Origin of the sequence: Streptomyces sp. JB150 (assembly GCF_011193355.1) — a bacterium.
Taxonomy (GTDB): Bacteria; Actinomycetota; Actinomycetes; order Streptomycetales; family Streptomycetaceae; genus Streptomyces.
In genome coordinates, this window is sequence record NZ_CP049780.1 from 7,130,602 (window position 1) to 7,152,339 (window position 21,738).

Below are 21,738 nucleotides of genomic sequence, written 5' to 3' on the forward strand. Positions count from 1 at the left end.
CCATGGGTGGAGTGCCTGAGCCGCATACAGGATGGACGTTTCTGACCAATCACGCCCGCGTGCTGGCCGCCATCGCCGATGACCACACGGCCCGCATCCGGGACATCGCCGCGCACTGCCGGCTGACCGAACGCGCCGTGCAGAAGATCATCGCCGACCTCGAGGAGGCCGGCTATCTGTCCCACAGCCGTGAGGGGCGCGGCAACACGTACCGCATCGAGCCCGGCAAGGTGCTGCGGCACCCGGCCGAGGCGGGGCTCACGGTCGCCTCGCTGCTGTCCGTGCTCGCCCGGGACGAGGCCTACCGCGGGGACAGGGCGGACGGTGAGGCGGCGACGGTGGGCGAGCGTCGTTGACGCCTGAGCCGGTGATCCCGGCAAGGGGGAGGCAGGCGGTCACCCCACGCCGGGAATGTCCCGCTCCGTCGGGACCCGGATGTCCAGCACGCACACGTCGTCACGGCGCTCGCCCTCCAGCAGCGCCGTGAGCAGCGGCTCCAACGAGCCCGGCTCGTCACGGTCATGGACCATCGCGGCCTCCGCCAGCCGGGCGAGACCGCTGTCGATGCCCTCTCCGGGACGTTCCACCAGGCCGTCGGTGTAGAGCAGCAGCCGGTCACCGGGCCGCAGCACGCACTCCGCCTCCTCGAACGACGGCTCGGCGCTCGCCCCCAGCAGGACGCCACGCGGCCGCTCAAGGAACCGGGCCACGCCGTCGCGCAGCAGCAGCGGCGGCGGATGACCGGCCTGCGCCCACACCAGCCGCCGCCCGCGCGCGTGATAACGCGCCAGCATCAAGGTCGCCATGCCGTGCGCGTCGCGCGAGTGCAGCAGCAGGGTGTTGAGCCGGCCCAGCGCGCCGGTCAGCGACGACCCCGTGATCACCATGCCCTTGGCGGTGAAGCGCAGCTGGGCCATGGTGGCCACCGCTCCCACCCCGTGTCCGGCCACGTCCCCGACCACCAACAGGGCGGCCTCGTCGGACAGTTCGATCGCGCTGAACCAGTCACCGCCGACCTGCACCCCCGACTGGGCGGGCAGGTACGCCACCTCCACCCGCAGCCCGGCCAGGTGCAGCGGCTTGTCCGGGAGCGGCAGCAGGGCGTGCTGCAACCGCCCCGCCAGCGCCCGCTCGGCGCGCAGCGCCCCGTGCTGGGTGAGCATCGCGCGCTCGCTGGCCACCAGGGCCAGCTCGGCGCGGCGCTGGGCGGTCAGGTCCTGGAGGAACCCGTGCACCTCCACGGGTGCGCCGCGCAGGTCGGTGACCGCCTCGGCGACGATCCGCAGATGGCGCACCCCGCTCGCCGTCCTGATCCGGAACGGCGCGTCCACCCGCCGGCCCGCCTGCATCAGCTCGTCCAGCGCGTGGCCCAGGACGGGCGCGTCCTCGGGCACGGCCAGGCCGGGCAGGTCGGCCAGCCGGACGGGGCCCTGGACCGGATCACGGCCGAGGACCGCGAAGGCCTGCGCGGACCAGGTGACCTCCTCGGTGACCAGGTTCCAGTTCGCCCACCCCAGGTTGCCCAGCCGCTGCACGTCCGCCAGCCGGCGCTCCTGCCGGTCCGACGGGTCGTAGCGCACCCAGCTGACGACCAGCCCGCCGTCCAGCCGTGCCGCCCGCACCCGGTAGGTCGACAGCTCCGCCGTCCCGACCACCAGGTCCCGCTGCCCGTACGGCTCACCCTCGTACGGCTCCCCGGTGGCCAGCGTGTGCGCGCAGCCCCGCCACAGCGTCTCGTCCGCCAGCGGCGGCCAGCACTCCAGAATCCGCCTTCCCACCAGCTCCCGGCCGGTGCGCCCGGCCACGTCGACGGTCTCCGGGGACGCCGCTTCCACGACGTAGTCCTCGATTTCGCCGGTCGCCGTGCGCAACGGGCTGAGCAGCACGGCCGCGCCGGGAAGGGTGTCCAGGACGGCCTGTACGGCGGCGCCGCCGCGGGCGGTGGGTTCCGGCCGGGTGTCGAACGCCCGCAGTCGGCCCGCGCAGAGCCGGGCGACGGCCCGCAGCCGCTCCCGCACCAGCGGCGGGAACGGGCCCGCGCGGCCGCGCAGTACGCCGATGGAGACCTCGGCGGTGTCGCCGGTGACCACGGGCAGCCAGGCGCGCGAGAGCCAGCGCTCCGGCGGGTCGCCGATCAGCAGATACCGCTGCGCGTTCTGCTCGATGTCCTCCAGCCAGCGAGGTTCGCGGGTGCGCAGCGCGTCCAGCGCCGCGATGCCCGCCAGCGGCGGCACCCGGCGCCATTGTGCGGCCAGCGTGCTGTCGATCCCGGCATGTCCGATCAGTTCGAGCCCGCCCTCGGGCAGCCGGGCGAAGACCATCACGGCGTCCGCGCCCACTTCGGGCCGCAGATGCTCCAGCAGACACCGGGCGAGCTCCTCCGGCGACTCCACTCCCGCCAGGGCCACCCCGAGCCGTTCCAGCATCCCGGCGTCGTCCTCCGGCCCCCCGGCATCCCGCGCACTGACCACGGGCACGGCGGGGCCGGGGGAGGCGGGGGTGAGGGTGGGGGCGGGCGTGCCGGGACTGGGAGCGGCGGGGCCCGGTGAGCCCCGCTCCGGTGATTCCTGGTCGGGAGAGCCGGGGGAGGGGGAAACGGGGGAGGGGGAAACGCGGTCGGGGGAGCCGTCGGCGTTCCGGGCTGGGTGGCGGGGGAGGGGGCCCGGCTGCGGTGGTGGGTCCGCCGGCGCGGCGAGAAGGAGCCGGCACTCCTCGAGCAGGGTGCGGTGACCGGCCCGCGCGCGCCGCAGGAGCTCGTCGTGGGCGGCACGCGCCGAGCATCCGGTGAGCGCCATGAGCGCTCCCTTGGCCCGCTCCAGCACCGCCGGGACCGCCGCCGGATCACCGGAGCGGTCCGGCTCGGCGCGCTGCCGGGCGACGAACCCGGCCGATCCGGATGCGTCGGGCCCGATGCCGGGTCGGGTGGGCTCGGCGGACTCGCTCGTCACGCCACGAGCATGGCACATCGCGGCCATTCGGGCGCCGCCACGCGTCCGGTAATCCGGCGGGCGCGCGGATCCGGGCCGGCGGGTGTATGTGTCGAGGTCAGCGGTGTGAGGTGTGCTCGGCCAGGGCCTGGCTGACGGCACGCACACTCCGGGCGATGTGCTGGAGCTGCATCACCTCGGCGGCGTACAGCTTGATCGTGTGTTCGATGACCGACTCGGGCATGCCGAGGCGGGGCAGGTCGGCGCGGGCCGTCTGCAGGGCGGTGCGGGCGACGCGGATCTCCTGCTGCACCTGGATCTCGGCGTGCCGGGCGAGCAGCACGGGGTGGCGGATCAGCGCCGGATAGCTGGCGTACCGCGACGGCACCAGCTCGCGCAGCCACTTGGCCGCCGAGCGCTCCCAGTCGTAGCTGCCGGGGGTCTTGACCTGGCAGGGCCAGTCCGGGCTGATGCGCGTGGTCGTCAGGGGCATGAGCATCGCTTCCGTGTGCTGCGTCGCTGAGGGATGGGACGACGGGCGCGGCGGGCCCCCGGCCTAGGGGATGACCGGGGGACCGCCGCGGTGGGCGTGCGCGGTGCGACGCCCGGTCCGAACCCCCGGGCCGTCGCGGGTAGGGTCGGCGGCTTCGGGAGTCCGCTGTGGTGCGGGATCCGCGAGCAGTATTTATATATGCCGTCGCCTTTGCAAGACGTATGAAAACATTCATGCGCGCTTTGATGTGACTGCTCCCCTGGTGAGGCCGTTCGGCGCCGGCCGGGTGAGCCCGGTCGGACTCGGCTCAGTCGCGCAGGAAGAACTGGTGCTGGTCGGAGACCTGCTCGTACGACTCCAGGCGGGCGTGCGTCCGCTCCGGGTCGGCGTCCGTCATCGCCTGGAGCAGGGCCGCGGCCATCACGCCGGGCGCGGCGTAGGAGTCGAAGACCAGCCGGGAGCCGGTCCCGGTGGCGAAGGTGACGTCGGCCTCGTCGGCGATGGGGCCGAGCGCGAGATCGGTGATCAGGGCGACGCGCAGCCCGGCGTCATGGGCCACGCGCACCGCGGTCAGGGTCTCCTGCGCGTGCCGGGGCAGCGAGAACGCCAGCACCCACGTGCCGCCCGCCGACCGCGACTGCAGCAGCGCGTCGTAGGCGACGCTGCCGCCCCGGGTCACCAGCCGTACGTCCGGGTGGATGCGCCGCGCGGCGTACGCGAAGTACTCGGCGAGCGAGGCGGAGATCCGCAGCCCCAGCACGGTCAGCGGCGTCGACGCGGACAGCTCCCGGCCGATCGCGATGACCTGGTCCGGATCGGCGAAGTCGCGTCGCAGGTTCTCCAGGTTCTCGATCTCGGCGTCCACCGCGGCCTGCAGCTCGTTGGCGCGGTCCTCCTCGGCGGGCCCGCCCGCGAGCGTGCCCAGCGCGATCGACTGGAGCTTCTCGCGCAATGCCGGGTAGCCGGTGAAGCCGACCGCCGCCGCGAACCGGGTCACCGACGGCTGGCTCACCCCGACGCGCTCGGCGAGATCCGTGATCGACAGGAACGCGGCCTCGGTGATGTGCTCGATCAGATACTGCGCGATGCGCCGCTGCCCCGGGGACAGCCGGGGCCGGTCGAAGAGCGTCCTGAGCTGGGAAGTCGGGGCGGCCTCCGCTTCCGGTGCGATCTTCCCCGAGGTGATCGCGGATGCCTGTGCGCGTGCCTGCTGCGGCGATGGCACCGGTGCGCCTCCTTTGCTTCCCACGCGGTTCAACATAGCTCACGCACCGCGCCGGCCAGCGTCGCCGTACGGCCCTCACCTGCGGCTGCGGCGGACGGTGAGCGAGGAGAGGCGGCAGGAAGCGAGGGCTCGGAAGCCGGGGAAAAGCGGAGGGCGGCGCGCGGGCGCGCTACCCGGCGAGTTCCGCCACCGACACCACCAGGTCCGCCCGGTCCCGGGTGCGCTCGACCAGTTCGGCGTTGCGCTGGTCCGTGCGCAGCACCCAGTCCACCGCCTCGGCGTGCGCCTTGCCGAACTCCTCGTGGCGGGCGACGAGCCGGCGGATCCGCTCCGTCTCGTCGAGCGCGCAGAACCACACCTCGTCCAGCTCGGGGCGCACCCGCGCCCACGCGCCGGTGTCCAGCAGCAGGTAGTTGCCCTCCGTCACGACCAGCCGGGCCGTGGGCGGCACCGGCACGGCACCGGCGATCGGCTGTTCGAGGACGCGCTCGAAGCCCGGCGCGTACACGATGTCCCCGCCGTCCCCGCGGCTTCCACCGTCCATCCCGTCCCCGCCGTCCCCGCGGCTTCCGGCGGAGGCGTCCTCGCGCAGCCGGCGCAGCAGCGCCGCGTACCCGGCCGCGTCGAAGGTGTCCGGCGCGCCCTTGCGGTCCCGGCGGCCCAGGCGCTCCAGCTCGGCGTCGGCGAGGTGGAAGCCGTCCATCGGGACATGGGCGACCCACGGCTCGCCGCCACCGTTCAGCTCCCGCACCAGGCGTTCGGCCAGTGTCGTCTTGCCCGCGCCGGGCGCCCCGGCGATACCGAGCAGCGCCCGGCGCCCGCCCGCGGTCAGGGCACGAGCGCGGGCGAGGAGGTCGTCGAAGGTCAGCGGCACGCCACAGAGTCTGTCACCGCGGCCGGGTGTTCCGGCGGGCGGGGCGCACTCCGAACGAGGCACAGACCATCCCCGTGTGGCGTGCGCCACTCGCTGCGCGGCCCGATGCGGGGAACCGTGTCCTCATGACGGAGAAGACGGAGAAGACGGGGACGGAGAAGACGGCGCAGAGCGGGACAGCGGGGGGATCGGAGGGGGCGGAGAAGTCGGAACTCGGCCTTCCCCAGCGCATCAAGGCCTGTCTGTTCGACCTCGACGGCGTCGTCACCCGGACGGCCGTGGCGCACGCGGCCGCCTGGAAGGAGACGTTCGACGCGTTCCTGCGCGAGCGCGAGGGCGAGGGCTTCCGGCCGTTCGACGCCGTCACCGACTACGACGAGTACGTCGACGGCCGCCCCCGCGCCGACGGCGTGCGCACCTTCCTCGCCTCCCGCGGCATCGAACTGCCCGAGGGCGACCCCGGCGACCCGCCGGACGCCGCGACCGTGCACGGCGTCGGCAACCGCAAGAACGAGCTGCTGCTGGAACGCATCCGCACCGGCGGGGTCGAGGCCTACGACAGCACCCTGCGCTATCTGAGGGCGGTGCGCGCCCACGGGCTGCGCACCGCGATCGTCTCCTCCAGCGCCAACTGCCGTGACGTGCTGCGCGCGATCGACGCCGAGGACCTGTTCGACGTACGGATCGACGGTGTGGTGGCGGCCGAGCGCGGGCTGCCCGGCAAGCCCCGCCCGGACACCTTCCTCGCCGCCGCCCGCGACCTCGGCGTGACGGCCGGGGAGGCGGCCGTGTTCGAGGACGCGCTCGCCGGCATGGACGCGGGCCGCGCGGGCGGTTTCGGGTACGTCGTCGGCGTCGACCGCGTCGGGCAGAGCGATGCCCTGTACGCGCACGGCGCGGACGTCGTCGTCGAGGACCTGGCCGCACTGGGGGACGCCGAGTGATCGCGCAGCGGTCGTACGCCGTCGAGCCGTGGACCGTCCGCGAGACGAACCTCAACCTGGACGTCCTCGCCCAGAGCGAGTCGGTGTTCGCGCTGTCCAACGGGCACGTCGGCTGGCGCGGCAACCTCGACGAGGGCGAACCGCACGGCCTGCCCGGCTCCTACCTCAACGGGGTGCACGAACTCCACCCGCTGCCCTACGCCGAGGCCGGCTACGGCTACCCCGAGTCCGGCCAGACCGTCATCAACGTCACCAACGGCAAGGTGCTGCGGCTGCTCGTCGACGACGAGCCGTTCGACCTGCGCTACGGCCGGCTCGTCGCTCACGAGCGCACCCTCGACCTGCGCCGGGGCGTCCTGGAACGGGTCTGCGAGTGGACCTCCCCGGCCGGTTCCACGGTCCGGGTGCGCTCCACCCGCCTGGTCTCCCTGACCCAGCGGGCCATCGCCGCCGTCGCCTACGAGGTCGAGCCGGTCGACAGCCGCACCCGGGTGGTCATCCAGTCCGAGCTGGTCGCCAACGAGAGCCTGCCCGACCCCAACGGCGACCCGCGCGCCGCGAAGGCGCTGAAGTCGCCGCTGGAGCCCGAGGAGGACTTCGCCTCCGGCACCCGGCTGCGGCTGGTGCACCGCACCCGGCGCAGCGGACTGCGGGTGGCCGTCGCCGCCGAGCACACCGTGGACGGGCCGGAGCGGACGACGACGTCCGCCGAGAGCAACGTGGACGTGGCCCGGCTGACCGTCACCTCGGTGCTGGAGCCCGGACAGCGGCTGCGGGTGGAGAAGCTGGTCGCCCACGGCTGGTCCGGCGCCCGCTCCCGGCCCGCGATGAGCGACCAGGTCGAGGCGGCGCTGGCCGCCGCCGCGCACAGCGGGTTCGACGGGCTGCTGCGCGACCAGCGGGCCTACCTCGACGACTTCTGGGCCCGCGCCGACGTCGAGGTCGACGGCGACGAGGAGATCCAGCAGGCCGTCCGCTTCGCCCTCTTCCACGTCCTGCAGGCGGGTGCCCGCGCCGAGGGCCGGGCGATCCCCGCGAAGGGCCTGACCGGCTCCGGCTACGACGGGCACGCCTTCTGGGACACCGAGATGTTCGTGCTGCCGCTGCTCACCTACACCGCGCCCGATGCGGTCGCCGAGGCACTGCGCTGGCGGCAGACCACCCTGCCCGCCGCCCGGGAACGCGCCGCCCAGCTGGGCCTGTCCGGCGCCGCCTTCCCGTGGCGGACCATCGAGGGCGCGGAGTGCTCGGCGTACTGGCCGGCCGGGACCGCCGCGTTCCACGTCAACGCCGGCATAGCCGACGCGGTGATCCGCTACACCGCGGCCACCGGCGACACCGAATTCGAACGGGACACCGGCGTGGAGCTGCTGGTGGAGACCGCCCGCCTGTGGCGCTCCCTCGGCCACCACGACCACGAGGGCGTCTTCCACATCGACGGCGTCACCGGCCCCGACGAGTACAGCGCCATCGCCGACGACAACACGTACACCAACCTGATGGCCCGGCAGAACCTGCTGGCCGCCGCCGAGGCGGTGCGCCGCCACCCCGAGCAGGCCGAACGGCTCGGCGTCGACGACGAGGAGAGCGCCGCCTGGCGGGACGCCGCCGAGGCCATGCACGTGCCGTACGACCGGGAACTGGGCGTGCACGAGCAGCACGCGGGCTTCACCCGCCACCAGCGCTGGGACTTCGCCGCCACCCGCCCCGAGCACTACCCGCTGCTGCTGCACTTCCCGTACTTCGACCTCTACCGCAAGCAGGTCGTCAAACAGGCCGACCTGGTGCTCGCGATGTACACCTGCGGCAGTCACTTCGACGACGAGCAGATCGCCCGCAACTTCGCCTACTACGAGCCGCTGACCGTCCGCGACTCCTCCCTGTCCGCGTGCGTCCAGGCCGTCGTCGCCGCCCAGGCGGGCCATCTGCGGCTCGCCTACGACTACACGGCCGAGGCGGCCCTCATGGACCTGGCGGACCTGGAGCACAACACGCGCGACGGACTGCACATCGCCTCGCTGGCGGGCACCTGGACCGCCCTGGTGGCCGGATTCGGCGGGATGCGGCGCGACGGCCGGACGCTGCGCTTCGCCCCGCAGCTGCCGGAGCGGTTCAGCCGGCTGGCGTTCTGCGTCCAGATCCTCGGCCGCCGCCTGCGGGTCGAGATCACCCCCGAGAAGGCCGTCTACACCCTGCTCTCCGGCCCGCCCCTCAGGATCGGCCACCACGGTGAACCGCTGACCGTGAGCACCGACGGCCCGGCCGTCCGGACGGTCCCCGCACCGCCCGACCGCCCCGCCCCGCAGCAGCCCCCGCACCGGCGCCCCAACGCCCGCTGAACGGCGGACACCCTCTGGTGCAGCCATCCGCGGGCGAGCGGCCTCCTGCTGAGGCCGCCCGCCCCCGCACGCGCTGCACCCCTGGGCGTTGTGGGTTAGTTTGTCCCTGTTTTCCTGATGATCGCTCCACCGTTCACGGACGGTGAGAGCGTCAGAAACCGCCCCGCGAGCCGGTGGGGGGAGGGACAAGCCGATGGCCGAGAGTGTGAGCGTCGCCCGGGCGGGCGCCCTGCGCCTGGGCACACCGAGCGCGATCGCGGTCGTGGCGGGCGCCTTCACCGCCACCCAACTCCTGCTGGTGCCGCCCGCCATGGGCCTCGGCTGGGACGAGATCGTCTACGTCAGCCAGGTCGGCGACCACGCCCCGGCCGCCTTCTTCAGCGCGCCCCGCGCCCGAGGCGTCAGCGTGCTGGTCGCCCCCATCGCCTCCTGGTCGTCCTCGACCCCGCTGCTGCGCGTCTACCTCGCCGTCCTCTCCGGCCTCGCTCTCTACCTCGCCCTGCGCACCTGGCGCGGCCTGTTCCCGGCGCGCGTCCTGGCCGGCGGCGGCGCCCTGTTCGCCACCCTGTGGGTGACGCTCTTCTACGGCCCGAGCGCCATGCCCAACTACTGGGTCGCCGTGGGCGCACTGACCGCCGTCGGCTGCTTCCTGCGCGCCCGCGCCGACGACCGCGACCGGGCCGCCCTGTGGGGTCTCGCGGCGAGCGCCGCGCTGATGGCACTCATGCGGCCCACCGACGCCGTCTACGTGACCGCCCCCCTGCTCGTCCTCGCCCTCGCCCGGCGCCGGTGGCGGCCCTTCGCCGTCCTCGTCGCGGGCCTCGCCGCCGGCGGCGCCCAGTGGGTCGTCGAGGCCTACAGCGGCCACGGCGGCCTGGCGCAGCGGCTCGCCGACGCCTCCCGCATCCAGGGCGGGCTCGGGTGGCACTTCGCCGTGGACGACCAGCTGCGCGGACTGATCGGCCGCACCCTGTGCCGGCCCTGCACCGGACCGCTGCCCCACCCGGCCGTCTACCTGTGGTGGTTCGCGCTGTGGGCGCTCGCCGCCGTCGCCGTGGCCGTCGCCGTCCGCGCCCGGCGGCCCCTGCCCACTGTGCTGCCGCTCGCCTGCGCCGTCACGGCCGCCGTGCCCTACCTGTTCCTGATCGGCTACGCGGCCCCCCGCTTCCTGCTGCCCGCCTACGCGCTGGCCGCGATCCCCGTCGCCGACGCCCTGTGGCGCCTGGCCACCACCCCGCGCGGCGGCCCGCGGCCGGTGGCCGCCGTCGTCGTCGCGCTCGGCCTCGCCGGCCATCTCGCCGTGCAGTGGGCGATCCTCGACCGCACCGTCCAGCGCACCGTCGACGACCGCCGCGCCTGGGCGCGCACCGCCGGGGAACTGCACCGGCTCGGCGTCCGCCCGCCCTGCCTGCTCACCGGCCACACCGCCATCCCGCTCGCCTACTACACCGGCTGCTCCTCCGCGGCGACCGGCGGCAACAACGAGAACATCACCGTGCCCGCCATCCTCGACGCCACCCGCCGCATCCCGGTCGCCGCGCTCGGCACGTCCAGCGGCGCCCCGCCGTCGTACGCCCGCTCCTGGACGCCGTACCGCTTCGACCGGCTCCGCCTCTACCTCGCCCCGCCGCCCGGCGAGAACGGCCGCGCGTGACGCCGCGGGCGCCCGCGGCGGCCCCCGTCCGCCGCCGGACGTACTGGCGGACCCTGCTCGCCCTGGCCGTGCCGGCCGCCGCGGTGTGGCTGGCCCGGCACCACTGGGCGGTGCTGGAGAGCGGCGCCGGGCGGCTCGCCGTCGCCGACCACGGCTGGCTCCTGGTGGGCGCCACCGCCGTCACCGCGACCTGGGTGTGCTCGGCCCTCGCCCAGCAGGGCGCGGTCACGCGCGGGCTGCCCGCCGGGCGGCTCGTCGCCACCCAGTTCGCCGCCTCCGCCGCCAACCAGGTGCTGCCCGCCGGGGTCGGCGCGGGCGCCGTGAACCTGCGGTTCCTGATGCGCTGCGGCCTCCCGGCGGCCGGCGCGGCGACCGCCTACGCGGTGAAGGCGACGGCCCAGGCGGTGGTCCGCGTGGTGCTCATCGCCGCCCTGGCGCTGGCCTGCCCCGGAGTCCTCCGGTTGCCGCAGGCCGCCGCCGGCCCGCTGCTTCTCGCTGTCGCCGGGGCGCTGGCCCTGCTGCTGGCCGCCGTGCGGCTGTGGCCGCGCGGGCGCCGGGCGGCGGCCGCCGTGCTCAGGGACGTGCGGGCGGTGCACGCCCGGCCGCACCGGGCGGCGGCCCTGTGGGGCGGGTCGCTGGCCTTCGTGGTGCTGCACGCCGTCGCGCTGATCGCCGTCACCCAGGCCGTCGCCCTGCCCCTGCCGCCCGTCCGGGTCGCCCTGGTCCACCTCGCCGCCAGCAGCGCCGCCGCCCTGCTGCCCACCCCCGGCGGGCTCGGCTCGCTCGACGCGGCGCTCGCCTTCGCCCTCGCCGCCGCCGGCGCCCCGGCCGCCGCCGCGGCCTCCGCCGTGCTCGGCTACCGGCTGCTCACCCTCTGGCTGCCCCTCCTCCCGGGCCTGCTGGTCCTCGCGTTGCTGGTGCGACGCCGGGCCCTGTGAGGCGAACAGGTGTTTCCGGGCCGTCGGCCGCTGGTAGGACTCCGGTGTCGGGCGGAGGGCGTGGGCGAGGGGGAGTGGCATGGCGTACGACGCGACGGAGGGCGGCCGGCCGGCGGAGGAGTTCTTCACCCCGGGGACCGCGTCCTTCACCGAGTTCCTGGCCGCCCACCGCCCCGGACTGCTGCCGACCCGCAGCCCCTTGCCGGCCGGTGTGCGCACCGCCCCCGGCACCGCCCCGCACGGCACCACCGTGCTCGCCCTCGCCTACCGCGACGGCGTGCTGATCGCGGGCGACCGCAGGGCCACGATGGGCAACCTCATCGCCCAGCGCGACCTGGAGAAGGTCCATCCCGCCGACGACCACACCGCGGTGGCCTTCGCCGGCACGGTCGGGCTGGCCCTGGACATGGTGAGGCTGTACCAGGTCGAGCTGACCCACTTCGAGAAGATCGAGGGCACGCCGATGAGCCTCAGCGCCAAGGCGACGCGGCTGTCCGGGATGCTGCGGCAGAACCTCGGCCAGGCCATGCAGGGGCTCGCCGTCGTCCCGCTGCTGGCCGGCTACGCGGACGGACGCGGCCGCATCTTCGGCTTCGACGTCGCCGGCGGCACCTACGAGAAGACCGGCTTCCACGCGGAGGGCTCCGGAGCGCCGTACGCCCGCGGAGCGCTGAAGAAGCTGTACCGGCCCGGCATGACCCGCCGCGAGGCCGCCCTCGCCGCGCTCCAGGCGCTGTGGGACGCGGCCGACGACGACGCGGCGACCGGCGGACCCGACATCGGCCGGCGCATCTTCCCGGTCGTCGCGGTCATCACCGAGGACGGCTTCGATCGGCTGCCGGAGGCGGAGACGGCGGACCTGAGCCGGGAGATGACCGAGCAGCGCCGCACCCGCCCGGACGGGCCGAACGCCGGTCTGCGCGCCGCCTCGCGTACCTGAAGTGCCCGCCGGTTCGTTGACCGGGCATGATCAGTGAATCGTCGGTGCCCGAGCTGGCACGTCAGTACGGCCTCTCTCCGCTCACCGCCCAGTACGTGCTGGACCTCCGGGCCCGCTTGAAGGAGGAGTACCCGGCCGACGCGGACGCCCGGGAACGGGCGTTCTCGGAGGCCGTGCGCACCGCGTGGGAGCGTGGGGAGCCGTGGGCGCGGGAGTGGGTGACGGCGGCGGCCAAGCAGAGCGGGGCCTGAACCGGCCGGCTGAGTGGTCTCGGCCGCGTGCCGGGGCCCGGTCGCGTGCCGGGGGCCGTTCGCGGCCGGTTCGACACGTCCCGGCACGCGGCGCGGCCTACCGCCACTCGGGTGTGTCATGAACCACCAGGTTGGAGGCCGCGTGATCGGGAAACGCGGAGAGGACGACGACCCACCGAGGTCGACGACCCGAGCCCCGACACCACAGGGAGGCAGTCATGGGCGAGACGGACCGCACGCGACCGGAAGGCATGGCGGACGACGCCTACCAGCCCACCGGAACCAACGAGGAGCAGGAGGACGCCGCGCCCCTCGATCTGCAGGACGCGGTCGACGAGCGGACGTACGACGACACCCTCGACGAGGGCTACTCCCCGCCGGAGAAGCCGCTCGGCGTCACCAAGCACGGCATCACGGCGGCCGAGCAGCACGACGGCGAGAGTCTCGACCAGCGGCTCGCCCAGGAAGTGCCCGACACCCAGGAGACCGCCGGGGACGACATCGGGGACCTGCCGGGAGGCGACGGCGAACCCGTCGACCCGGAGGCGGGCGGCGCCCGCGCCGGACGCCTGGTCGCCCCCGACGAGGGCGTCCACACGGACACGACCCGGGAGCAGGTCGCCCGGGACGTGGGCATCGACGGGGGCGCCGCGGGCGCCGAGGAGGCCGCGATGCACATCACCGACGACGACATGACGTCACCGGTGGAGGAGGAGACCCCCTGACGCGGACGGACAGCCCCGCGTCAGGGGCGGGAAGTGCCGGGCGGCCGGCTCAAGGCAGCAGCTTGTCGAGAGCCGCCGGCCCCTCCTGGGCCAGCTTGCGCTTGGCCCATTCCAGGTTGCGGGGGGTGAGGTCCTTTCCGGAGGCCAGGACCAGGTCCTCCGGCGACACGTCGGTGCCGGTGCGGGCGTGGAGCAGGCTGTCCGGGGTGGCGCGGTCCTGGGACGGCCGGGACGCGCCGGAATGTGACGTCGACATGATCTCCGCTCCTCGATCCGGTTCGTTGTTTCGGCCCCGGTGCTGGCAACGGGTCTGATAACACCATTCACCCAGGGCGCGCGCAGTGCATCCGGAAGCGCCGGGGCACGCCCTCCGCGAGCGTGCCGAACACGGTCTCCGGCCATGTCAGTGGCGGGTGCCATGCTGTGCGTGAGGGTCTTCGACGCGGCGGGACGCGGTGACAGAGGGGGGCGGACGTGGGGTTCCACGGTGAGATCTGGCAGGTGCGTGCCGGGGAGGGACGGATCGGGGAGATCCTGATCTACGACGCGGACTTCCCGTGGCTGTCGGGCGCGTTCACGCCCGGCCCGGCGTACGACGACACCGTCCGTGATCTGTTCGCGCGCGAGCTGGAGCTGGTCGAACGGCTCGCGGAACAGGACGAGGACGCGCTGGTGGACGCGTGGGAGAAGGTTTACGACGAGATCCGCCGACGCGTGTCGCTGTGCTCACCGGACGGCCCGGTGCCCGATTTCCTGCTGCACATCGAGGGCGACCGGGCGTGGTTCCGGTGGAGCGACGAGCCGTTCGAGGAACCGGCGGCCTGACGGCCTGAGCGGAGAGAGGGGGCCGACCAGGCGGCCGGCCTGATTACGGGCGGCGCAGCAGGGCCTCCGCCTCGGCCAGGATTTCCGTGACGCGCAGGCCGAAGGCGGCGTCGCACGGGTGGGGGCGGCCACCGTCGGCGGACTCGCGCAGGGCGTGCGCGGCGCGGGTGAGGGTGGGGACGATGCCCTCGGAGCTGTCCGGGAGGACGGCCACGCCGGCCGAACCGCGCAGTTCCACGCCCACGCCCGCCGCCTCGGGCGGGGCGGTGAGACTGAGGGTGAGCGTGCTGGACGCGCCGCCGGTGTGCTCGAGGACCAGGTGCGCGGTGTCCCCGGGGCCGGGGGCCGCCGCCGTCACCCGGCGGGCGTCGCCGAGGACGGGCAGCAGCACGGACAGGGCGTGCGGGCCGACGTCCCACAGCGCCCCCTTCTCCCGCCGCCACGGAGAGGCCGCGAACGGGTTGTCCCCGGCGGGGGCGCCGCCCGGCTCCGGGCTGAACAGCGCGGCGAGCCACTGGGCGCGCGCCGTGAACCAGCCGCCGGTGCCCGCCTGTTGGGTGATCCACGCCTCGGTGTCGGCCTGGAAGCGGGAGGTGAAGAAGACCACCGACGCCACCCGCGCCTCCCGCACGGCCTCGGCCACCGCCCGGGCCCGTTCCGGGGTCACGGCGAGCGGCTTGTCCAGCAGCAGATGACGGCCCGCGCGCGCCGCCCGCACCGCCAGCTCCGCCTGCACGTCCGGCGGCAGCGCCACGGCGACCGCGTCCACGTCGGCGAGGAGGGCGTCCACGTCGTCGTAGGCGCGGACGCCGTGCAGGTCCGCGAGCTCCTTCGCGGCGTCCGGGCGCCGCCCCCACACACCGGCGAAGTCGAGTCCGTCGTGCCCGGCGAGGGCGGGCGCGTACGCCATCCGCGCCCACGGGCCGGTCCCGAGCAGTCCGATGCGCATACGGCGCCCTCCACGGTGTCGAAACGGTGTCGGATCAGTGTGTTCGTCGGTGTCGATCGGCGTCGACAAGTGTTGATTGACATCGACTGGTGCCGATCGGGTGTCGATCGGTGCCGGGCATCCTTCGGTCGTATCCCGCGCGCCCGGCCGCACCGAGCCTGCCATACCGACCGGCCGCCCGCGCAAGCCGGTTGTCCGAGTCCGGCCCGGCCCGGTCCGGTCCGCGTGGGGCAGGAGGCTGGTGATTTTGCCGGTGCCCTCTGTGCCGTGCCGCCCTGACAGTGAGCGAGCCGCTCCGGCGGCGAACCCCACACCCCACAGTGCACGACAGAGAGGACGACTCGACGTGCAGCAGCATGCGCAGCACCACGCCGACTCCCCAGCCCCCCGCCGGCGCCGCCGCACCGGCCGCCTCACCGGACTCGCCGCCGCGACCGCGGCACTGGTCGGACTCAGCACCCTCAGCGGCACCGGCGCCCACGCCGCCGACAACCCCTACGAGCGCGGCCCGGCGCCGACCAACGCGAGCATCGAGGCGCTGCGCGGCCCGTACGCCGTCTCGCAGACCTCCGTCTCCTCGCTGGCCGTCACCGGCTTCGGCGGCGGCACCATCTACTACCCGACCACCACCGCGGACGGCACCTTCGGCGCCGTCGCGATCTCGCCCGGCTTCACCGCGTACGAGTCCTCCATCGCCTGGCTGGGCCCGCGCCTGGCCTCGCAGGGCTTCGTGGTGTTCACCATCGACACCAACACCACCATGGACCAGCCGGACTCCCGCGGCGACCAGCTGCTCGCCGCGCTGGACTACCTGACCCAGCGCAGCTCCGTGCGCAGCCGGGTCGACGCCACCCGGCTCGGCGTGATGGGCCACTCAATGGGCGGCGGCGGCAGCCTGGAGGCCGCGAAGGACCGGCCCTCCCTCCAGGCCGCGATCCCGCTGACGCCGTGGAACCTGGACAAGACCTGGCCCGAGGTCAGGACGCCCACCCTGATCTTCGGCGCCGACGGCGACACGATCGCCCCGGTCTCCAGCCACGCCGAGCCCTTCTACCAGAACCTGCCGTCGTCGCTGGACAAGGCCTACCTGGAGCTGAACAACGCCAGCCACTTCACGCCCAACAGCAACGACACGACGATCGCGAAGTACAGCATCAGCTGGCTCAAGCGGTTCATCGACAACGACACCCGCTACGAGCAGTTCCTGTGCCCGCTGCCGCGTCCGAGCCTGACCATCGAGGAGTACCGGGGCAACTGCCCGCACACGTCCTGAACTCCCTGAGTCTCCCGCACCTCGCCGCGCCTCGCGGCACCACGGCGGTCGCGTATCCGACGCGGCCGCCGTGGGCGTGTGCGGGTGGAGACGTGTGTGAGTGGGGCGTGTGTGGGTGAGGGCGTGTGCCGGCGTGGCCGCAGGCCTCGGTGGCCGTAGGCCTGTGTGTCCGTTGTGCGGTCGCACTGCGTCGCGGGTCCGCTGCTTGGGCGTCGGCACAGACGCCCGGCCGGAGGCGGACGTTTGCCTTCCGCCTGCCGTTACTCGTGCGTAACCTGCGGGAATGACCGCACACACGACCGTGCCGACGGCCCCGCCGATCCACGGGCGAGGCGCGGAACGACACCAACTGGCCGCGCTGCCGGACCGGCTGCGGACCGGCAGCGCCGTGCTCGTCCTGACCGGCGAGCCCGGACTCGGCCGTACGACCCTCCTCGACGAAGCCGCCCGCGCCTTCCGGCCCGGACCGGTGCTGTACGTCCGCTGCGACGCGGCCGATCCCCAGCCGTACGGCGGTGTCCGCGCGCTCACCGCGGCCGCGGGACACACGCCCGCCGGCGCCCTCGACCCACGGACCGCGCCCCGCGTCCTGCTGGACGCCTTCCGCGCCGCCGCCGGGGACGGCCCCCTGCTGGTGTGCCTGGACGACGTCCACCTGTGGGACACCCCGTCGCGCACCGCCCTCGCCCACGCCGCCCGCCGTCTCCCCGGCGCCGGGCGGGTGGGCCTCCTCCTCACCACCCTCGGCCCCGGACCGGCCGACCGGGACGTCGCCGGACTGCCCGCCCTGCAGCTGCACCCGCTGCCCTCGTCGGCCGCCGGCGCGCTGCTCGACGAGGTGACCGGCAGCGCCGTCGATCCCGCCCTGCGCGACGACCTGCTGGAAGAGGCCGACGGCAACCCGGCGTTGCTGCTCGCGATGGTCCGCCGGCTCACGCCTGCCCAGCTCTCCGGTGACCAGGACCCACCCCGGCCGCTCGCCGACCCCCGGACCCTGACCGGCGTCACGGGGGAGTGGCCCGCCGCCCCGAACCCCGCCGTCGAGGACCTGTTGCTCCTCACGGCCACCGCCTTACGGGGCACGGAACGGACGGAGACGGACGCCGCCGTCATCCGGGCCGCCGCCCGGGAATGCCGGCCCTCGGACTGTGCCGCACCGCCCGGGGCGCAAGCCATGCCCGCAGTCCCGGTCCAGCCCGGCGGCCTCGCCTGCGCCGAGCCTTCGGCTCCGCCCGCTGCCCCGGCGCCTCGGGAGGCCGCGTCCCTGCTCGACGACTCAGGGCTCCCGGACACCCTGCTCCTCTCCGACGGCCGCCTCCGCTTCGCGAGCTCCCTCGCCCGCAGAGTCGTGTACGCCAGAGCCGCCCCCGACCGCCGCCGCGCGGCGCACCGCGCCCTCGCCCAAGCCCTGCGCGCGCAGGGGCGGGAACTGCCCGCCCTCGTGCACGAGGCCTGGGCCACCACCGGGCCGGCCCCCGAGCGAGCGGACCGGCTCGCGGCGGCGGCTGCCGGCGGGCCCAACCACCGGCTGCGCGCCACGGCCCTCGCGCGCGCCGCGGACCTCACCCCGCCCGGCTTGACGCGTCGGGAGCGGTACACGGCCGCCGCGGAACAGGAACTGCTCGCCGGGCGCCCCCGCCAGGCCCTCCGTCTGCTCGCGGAGGCCGACCACGACCTGGATACCGGCGGTCTGCTGCCCGGCGACGTGGACTCGCTGTCTGGCTGCGTGGAAGCGCCGAGCGGGCGTGCGGACTTGCTGTCGGTCCGCGTGGACTTGGCGGGCGGGCGCGCCGACTTGCCGTCCAGGGGCGGAGACTTGCCGAGTGGCCCGGTCGACTTGCTGAGCGGGCGCGTTGAGCAGGAGGGCGCCGCTCCCGGCCTGGTGCGCAGTCGCGCCGCCCAGGCGACCGGTCACGCCGCCCAGGCGGTCGACCTCGCCCGTCAGGAACCGGCGCCCGCCGGTCAGGCATCGCACTACGGCGTTCAGGTGCCGGGTGGCACCCACCAGGTGCCGGCCCGGGCCGGCCAGACGCCCGGCCGCCATGCCCTAGCTCCCACCCGCACCGGCCGGGCGGCCGGTCCTGCTGCTCAGGCACCGGGCCGTACCGTTCAGACGCCGGTCGCCGCCGTTCCGGCGCCAGGCACCGCCGGTCACGGGCCGGGCCATGCCGCCGCTCAAGCGCCGAGCCATGCCGCCGCTCAGGCACCGAGCCACAGCGATCAGGTGCCGGACCAGACGACCCAAACCCCCGACCCCACCCCCCAAGCTCCACACCCCACCACCCCAGCCCCCCACCACACCCACCACCCCCAACCCGCCCACGCCCCCGTCGACCTCATCCGTGGTCGTGCCGAGATGGTGCGTGGGCTGGCTCAGTTGCTCGACGGTCCCGTCGCCGATGCGCGGGCGTCGCTGCTGTCCGCTGCCGCGCTCCTCGGGCCCGTCGCGCCGGCTCAGGCGGCGTCCGCCGCGCTCGCCGCCGCCGACGCCGCCTGGGCCGGCGGCGATCTGCCGGCGCTGCGGGAGGCGCTGTGCGGCGCGGGCGGTGACGACGACTACCGCGTCGGTCTCGCCGCTCTCCTCGACGGGCGTCTTGACCTCGCCACCGTCCCGCTGCGCCGCGTCGTGGGCCGCGCCCGCACGGCCGCGGAGCCGGAGGACCTACTGCGCGCGGCGGCCGCCGCGCTGGTCCTGGGGGACATGCCGGCCGCGGCGGAGGCGGGCGCGCGGGCGCTGGCCGCGGCCCGGATCCGGGGCTCGGCCACGCTCGTCCCGCGGGCCCTGGAGTACCTGGCGTACGCCGAGCTGCGCGCCGGCCGGCACGCCCAGGCGAGGACGCACGCCGAGGAGGGACTGCGGACCGCGCGGCGCACCGGGCAGCGCAACACCGCGGCCCACCATCACGCCGTACTCGCCTTGGCGGCGTCCATCGAGGGCGAGGGCGCCACCGTCGACGGGCATGCCGGCGCCGCCCTGGCGACGGCCCGCGCACACGGGCTGGCCCAGCCCGCCACCCTCGCCCAGTGGGCGGCGGCGCGCGCCGACCTGGGCCGCGGCCGCCCCCTGGAGGCGGCGGACCGGCTCGGCCCGCTGGTCTGCCCCGGGCCCCGGCGCGGGCACTTCGCGGTGTGGATGCTGGCCGTCCCCTGCTTCGTCGAGGCCGCCGTGCGGGCCGGCCGCGCTGATGACGCCCGGCAGGTCGTGGCGGACTTCGCCGCCTGGGCCGGCTTCGGCGCCGACCCGCAGGCCCCCGCCCAGCTGCTGCGCTGCCACGCCCTGCTGGCCCCGCCGGACCGGGCCGGCGACCTGTACGTACGGGCCCTGGCGCTGCACGAGCAGGCGGGCGGCGACTTCGAACGGGCCCGCACGGAGCTGCTGTACGGCAAGTGGCTGCGGCGGCGCCGAAGGCCGCGGGAGGCCCGGGACCGGCTCGGCGCCGCACTGGTCGGCTTCGACCGCTGCGGCGCCCACGTCTGGGCCGAGCAGACCCGCGCCGAGCTGCGGGCGAACGGGGCCGCCGCGACCGTCACCGCGCCGCGGGGGACCGTAGCGGGGCCGGACGCGCTGGCCCGGCTGACCCCGCAGCAGTGGCGGATCGCCCGGTGCGTCGCCCAGGGCGCCACCAACCGGGAGGTGGCCCGCAGCCTGTCCGTGAGCACCCGCACCGTCGACTACCACCTCCGCAATGTGTTCGCCGCCCTCGGGGTGCGGTCCCGGGTGGAACTGGCCCGCCTGGTCGAACGGGCCGAAAAGACCCGTGCACAGCTCTAGGGACCGACCGGACGGTATGTCATCCTTCCGGGCAGGACGAGTCAGGCGGTCGCCGCCGCACGGGCCAGGGGGAACCGGCCCGGCACCCGGCACCGCCGCGAAGCCCGACCCTGGGGGAGGACCGCGATGCACCCTGCCGTACGGACCCGAACGGCGGCGCCCCGCCCGGCCGCGACCGCCGCGCCGCAGCCGCGCGCCCGGCGCGTCCGGTCGCTGATCGACGCCGAGGCCATCCGCGTCCTGCACCGCGCCGCGCGCGTGCTGATGGACGACCTGGCCGACCTGACCGACCGGCTGATGGCCGTCGTCCAGGACCAGGAACCCGCCTACCGGGCCGCCGTGGAGAGCGATCCGGCCGGGGTCTGGCAGGAGATGCACCGCTCGCTGCGGCACAGCGTGGCCTCGCTGCTCGACCCGCGCGGCGCCCGCGACGGCGCGCGCCGCTGCTCCTGGCGGATCGGCGCCACCCGCGCCGAGCAGGGCCTGCCCCTGGACGCCGTACTGCACGCGTTCCGGCTCGGCGGATCCCTGGTGTGGCAGGGGCTCGTCGAGGAGACCTCGCGGCGGGCGCCCGAGGACGTCCGGCTGCTCGTCCACGTCGCGACCGACGTGTGGAACTTCGTCGACGAGCACTGCACGATCGTCACCGACGCCTACCGACAGGTCGAACGGCAGCTGACCTGGCGGCGCGAGAACCAGGTCCGGCTGCTGGCCGCCGCCCTCCTCGACGGCACCAGCCGGATCGCCGACCTGCCGGAGACCGCGCGGGCGCTGGAGATGCCGGAGCACGGCCGGTACGTGGTGGTCGCGGTCGCCGACGGGGGCCTCGGCGGCGCCCGCGGCGCGGCCGTCGTCCGGGGCGCGGCGCGCGTCCACTGGCACGCGGGCGTCGACGTGGACTACGGCATCGTCCTGCTCGGCGAGGGCGAAGGCGAGGGGGTAGGCGAGGGCGACGGCCACGGTAACGGCAGCGGGGACGGAGACGGCCACGGCGTCAACGGTCGCGACGCCGGCCAAGCCCACGCTCGCGTCAACACTCACGGCACCGGCACCCGCACCGGCACCGGCACCCGCACCAGCGGCACCGGCCCCCGTGACGCGCGGGCCGCCCGGAACCTGCCGGAGCCCACCGGCGACCCCGGGACCAGGATCGGCGTGAGCGGACCCGTGGACGGACTGGCCGCAGTGGGCGAGGCCCGCCGGCTCGCCGACACCGCGCTGCGGATGTGTCCCGCCGACGGCGGCACCATCCGGCTCGCCGAGCACCTGCCCGCGGCCCTCGTCGTGTCGTCGCCCGAGCTCGGCGCCACCCTCGCCGACCGGGTCCTCGGCCCGCTGGAGCGCGTGGACCCCGCCGACCGCGAAATCCTGCTCGCCACCCTGGCCACCTGGCTGTCCTGCGACGGCTCCGCGCAACGGGCGGGCGAGCGCCTGTACTGCCACCGCAACACCGTCCTGAACCGCCTGCGCCGCTTCGAACAGCTCACCGGACGTTCCCTGGCCCGCCCCTCCGACCTCGTCGAGATCAGCCTGGCCCTGACGGCACGCCGCCTCCTCCACGACTGACCGCCGCGCCACCTGCCGCCCTCGGCGCCACCCCCTCGACCGG

General features: G+C 75.2%; 18 protein-coding genes. 12 read left to right on the top strand and 6 right to left on the bottom strand.

Annotated elements, in window-relative coordinates; genetic code table 11:
• The first annotated feature begins 2 nt into the window (after positions 1-2).
• Complete coding sequence (locus G7Z13_RS32440; protein ID WP_166004217.1) at positions 3-356, top strand: helix-turn-helix domain-containing protein; 354 nt, start codon at positions 3-5, stop codon at positions 354-356.
• A 39-nt stretch (positions 357-395) separates the two neighbouring features.
• Here the strand turns inward: G7Z13_RS32440 and G7Z13_RS32445 are convergent, their stop codons facing one another.
• From G7Z13_RS32445 to G7Z13_RS32460, 4 genes are all read right to left on the bottom strand, one after another.
• Positions 396-2,948, bottom strand: coding sequence for a SpoIIE family protein phosphatase (locus tag G7Z13_RS32445; protein ID WP_240926425.1), 2,553 nt, complete (start codon positions 2,946-2,948; stop codon positions 396-398).
• Between the two features lie 97 nt (positions 2,949-3,045).
• Positions 3,046-3,426 (bottom strand): hypothetical protein, encoded by a 381-nt coding sequence (locus G7Z13_RS32450; protein WP_206313182.1) that lies wholly within the window; start codon positions 3,424-3,426, stop codon positions 3,046-3,048.
• A gap of 301 nt (positions 3,427-3,727) precedes the next feature.
• Positions 3,728-4,645, bottom strand: a complete 918-nt coding sequence (locus G7Z13_RS32455; RefSeq protein WP_166004223.1) for a MurR/RpiR family transcriptional regulator — start codon at positions 4,643-4,645, stop codon at positions 3,728-3,730.
• Positions 4,646-4,814: 169 nt separating this feature from the next.
• Complete coding sequence (locus G7Z13_RS32460) at positions 4,815-5,519, bottom strand: nucleoside/nucleotide kinase family protein (RefSeq protein WP_166004225.1); 705 nt, start codon at positions 5,517-5,519, stop codon at positions 4,815-4,817.
• A 125-nt stretch (positions 5,520-5,644) separates the two neighbouring features.
• On the opposite strand from G7Z13_RS32460, the gene G7Z13_RS32465 reads away from it, so the two are divergent.
• The 7 genes from G7Z13_RS32465 (at position 5,645) to G7Z13_RS32490 (ending at position 13,310) form a co-directional block, all read left to right on the top strand.
• Positions 5,645-6,463 carry a beta-phosphoglucomutase family hydrolase gene (locus tag G7Z13_RS32465; RefSeq protein ID WP_166004227.1) on the top strand — a complete coding sequence of 273 codons (819 nt, stop codon included), beginning with the start codon at positions 5,645-5,647 and terminating at the stop codon, positions 6,461-6,463.
• Positions 6,460-8,802 (top strand): glycoside hydrolase family 65 protein, encoded by a 2,343-nt coding sequence (locus G7Z13_RS32470; protein WP_166004229.1) that lies wholly within the window; start codon positions 6,460-6,462, stop codon positions 8,800-8,802. The genes G7Z13_RS32465 and G7Z13_RS32470 overlap by 4 nt, the downstream gene beginning before the upstream one ends.
• 193 nt (positions 8,803-8,995) lie before the next feature.
• Complete coding sequence (locus G7Z13_RS33945) at positions 8,996-10,456, top strand: hypothetical protein (protein ID WP_240926426.1); 1,461 nt, start codon at positions 8,996-8,998, stop codon at positions 10,454-10,456.
• On the top strand, positions 10,453-11,394 hold the full coding sequence (locus G7Z13_RS33950; protein ID WP_240926427.1) for a lysylphosphatidylglycerol synthase domain-containing protein: 942 nt from the start codon (positions 10,453-10,455) through the stop codon (positions 11,392-11,394). Before G7Z13_RS33945 ends, G7Z13_RS33950 begins: the two co-directional genes overlap by 4 nt.
• Positions 11,395-11,473: 79 nt before the next feature.
• Positions 11,474-12,334 (top strand): proteasome subunit beta, encoded by an 861-nt coding sequence (prcB, locus tag G7Z13_RS32480; RefSeq protein ID WP_166004231.1) that lies wholly within the window; start codon positions 11,474-11,476, stop codon positions 12,332-12,334.
• 26 nt (positions 12,335-12,360) lie between these two features.
• Positions 12,361-12,585, top strand: a complete 225-nt coding sequence (locus G7Z13_RS32485) for a hypothetical protein (protein WP_166004233.1) — start codon at positions 12,361-12,363, stop codon at positions 12,583-12,585.
• Positions 12,586-12,803: 218 nt separating this feature from the next.
• Positions 12,804-13,310 carry a DUF5709 domain-containing protein gene (locus tag G7Z13_RS32490; protein WP_166004235.1) on the top strand — a complete coding sequence of 169 codons (507 nt, stop codon included), beginning with the start codon at positions 12,804-12,806 and terminating at the stop codon, positions 13,308-13,310.
• A 49-nt stretch (positions 13,311-13,359) separates the two neighbouring features.
• On the opposite strand, the gene G7Z13_RS32495 is transcribed toward G7Z13_RS32490, so the two are convergent.
• Positions 13,360-13,566: a hypothetical protein gene (locus G7Z13_RS32495; protein WP_166004236.1), complete on the bottom strand. Its 207-nt coding sequence runs from the start codon at positions 13,564-13,566 to the stop codon at positions 13,360-13,362.
• Positions 13,567-13,784: 218 nt separating this feature from the next.
• Between G7Z13_RS32495 and G7Z13_RS32500 the strand changes: the two genes are divergently transcribed.
• Entirely contained in the window at positions 13,785-14,135 is a 351-nt protein-coding gene (locus tag G7Z13_RS32500; protein ID WP_166004238.1) for a hypothetical protein, read from the top strand.
• Positions 14,136-14,178: 43 nt separating this feature from the next.
• Here G7Z13_RS32500 and G7Z13_RS32505 read toward each other — a convergent pair whose 3' ends face one another.
• The gene (locus G7Z13_RS32505; RefSeq protein WP_166004239.1) at positions 14,179-15,084 is read right to left on the bottom strand and encodes a Gfo/Idh/MocA family oxidoreductase; all 906 of its coding nucleotides are present in this window, start codon (positions 15,082-15,084) and stop codon (positions 14,179-14,181) included.
• A gap of 346 nt (positions 15,085-15,430) precedes the next feature.
• Here G7Z13_RS32505 and G7Z13_RS32510 point away from each other — a divergent pair, with 346 nt between their 5' ends.
• The 3 genes from G7Z13_RS32510 to G7Z13_RS32520 all read left to right on the top strand — a co-directional run bounded on the left by G7Z13_RS32510 (position 15,431) and on the right by G7Z13_RS32520 (position 21,695).
• Positions 15,431-16,357 carry a dienelactone hydrolase family protein gene (locus G7Z13_RS32510; protein WP_166004241.1) on the top strand — a complete coding sequence of 309 codons (927 nt, stop codon included), beginning with the start codon at positions 15,431-15,433 and terminating at the stop codon, positions 16,355-16,357.
• A gap of 283 nt (positions 16,358-16,640) precedes the next feature.
• Positions 16,641-20,129: a LuxR family transcriptional regulator gene (locus tag G7Z13_RS32515; RefSeq protein WP_166004243.1), complete on the top strand. Its 3,489-nt coding sequence runs from the start codon at positions 16,641-16,643 to the stop codon at positions 20,127-20,129.
• Between the two features lie 126 nt (positions 20,130-20,255).
• Positions 20,256-21,695 carry a helix-turn-helix domain-containing protein gene (locus tag G7Z13_RS32520; RefSeq protein WP_166004244.1) on the top strand — a complete coding sequence of 480 codons (1,440 nt, stop codon included), beginning with the start codon at positions 20,256-20,258 and terminating at the stop codon, positions 21,693-21,695.
• The last annotated feature ends 43 nt before the right edge of the window (positions 21,696-21,738 follow it).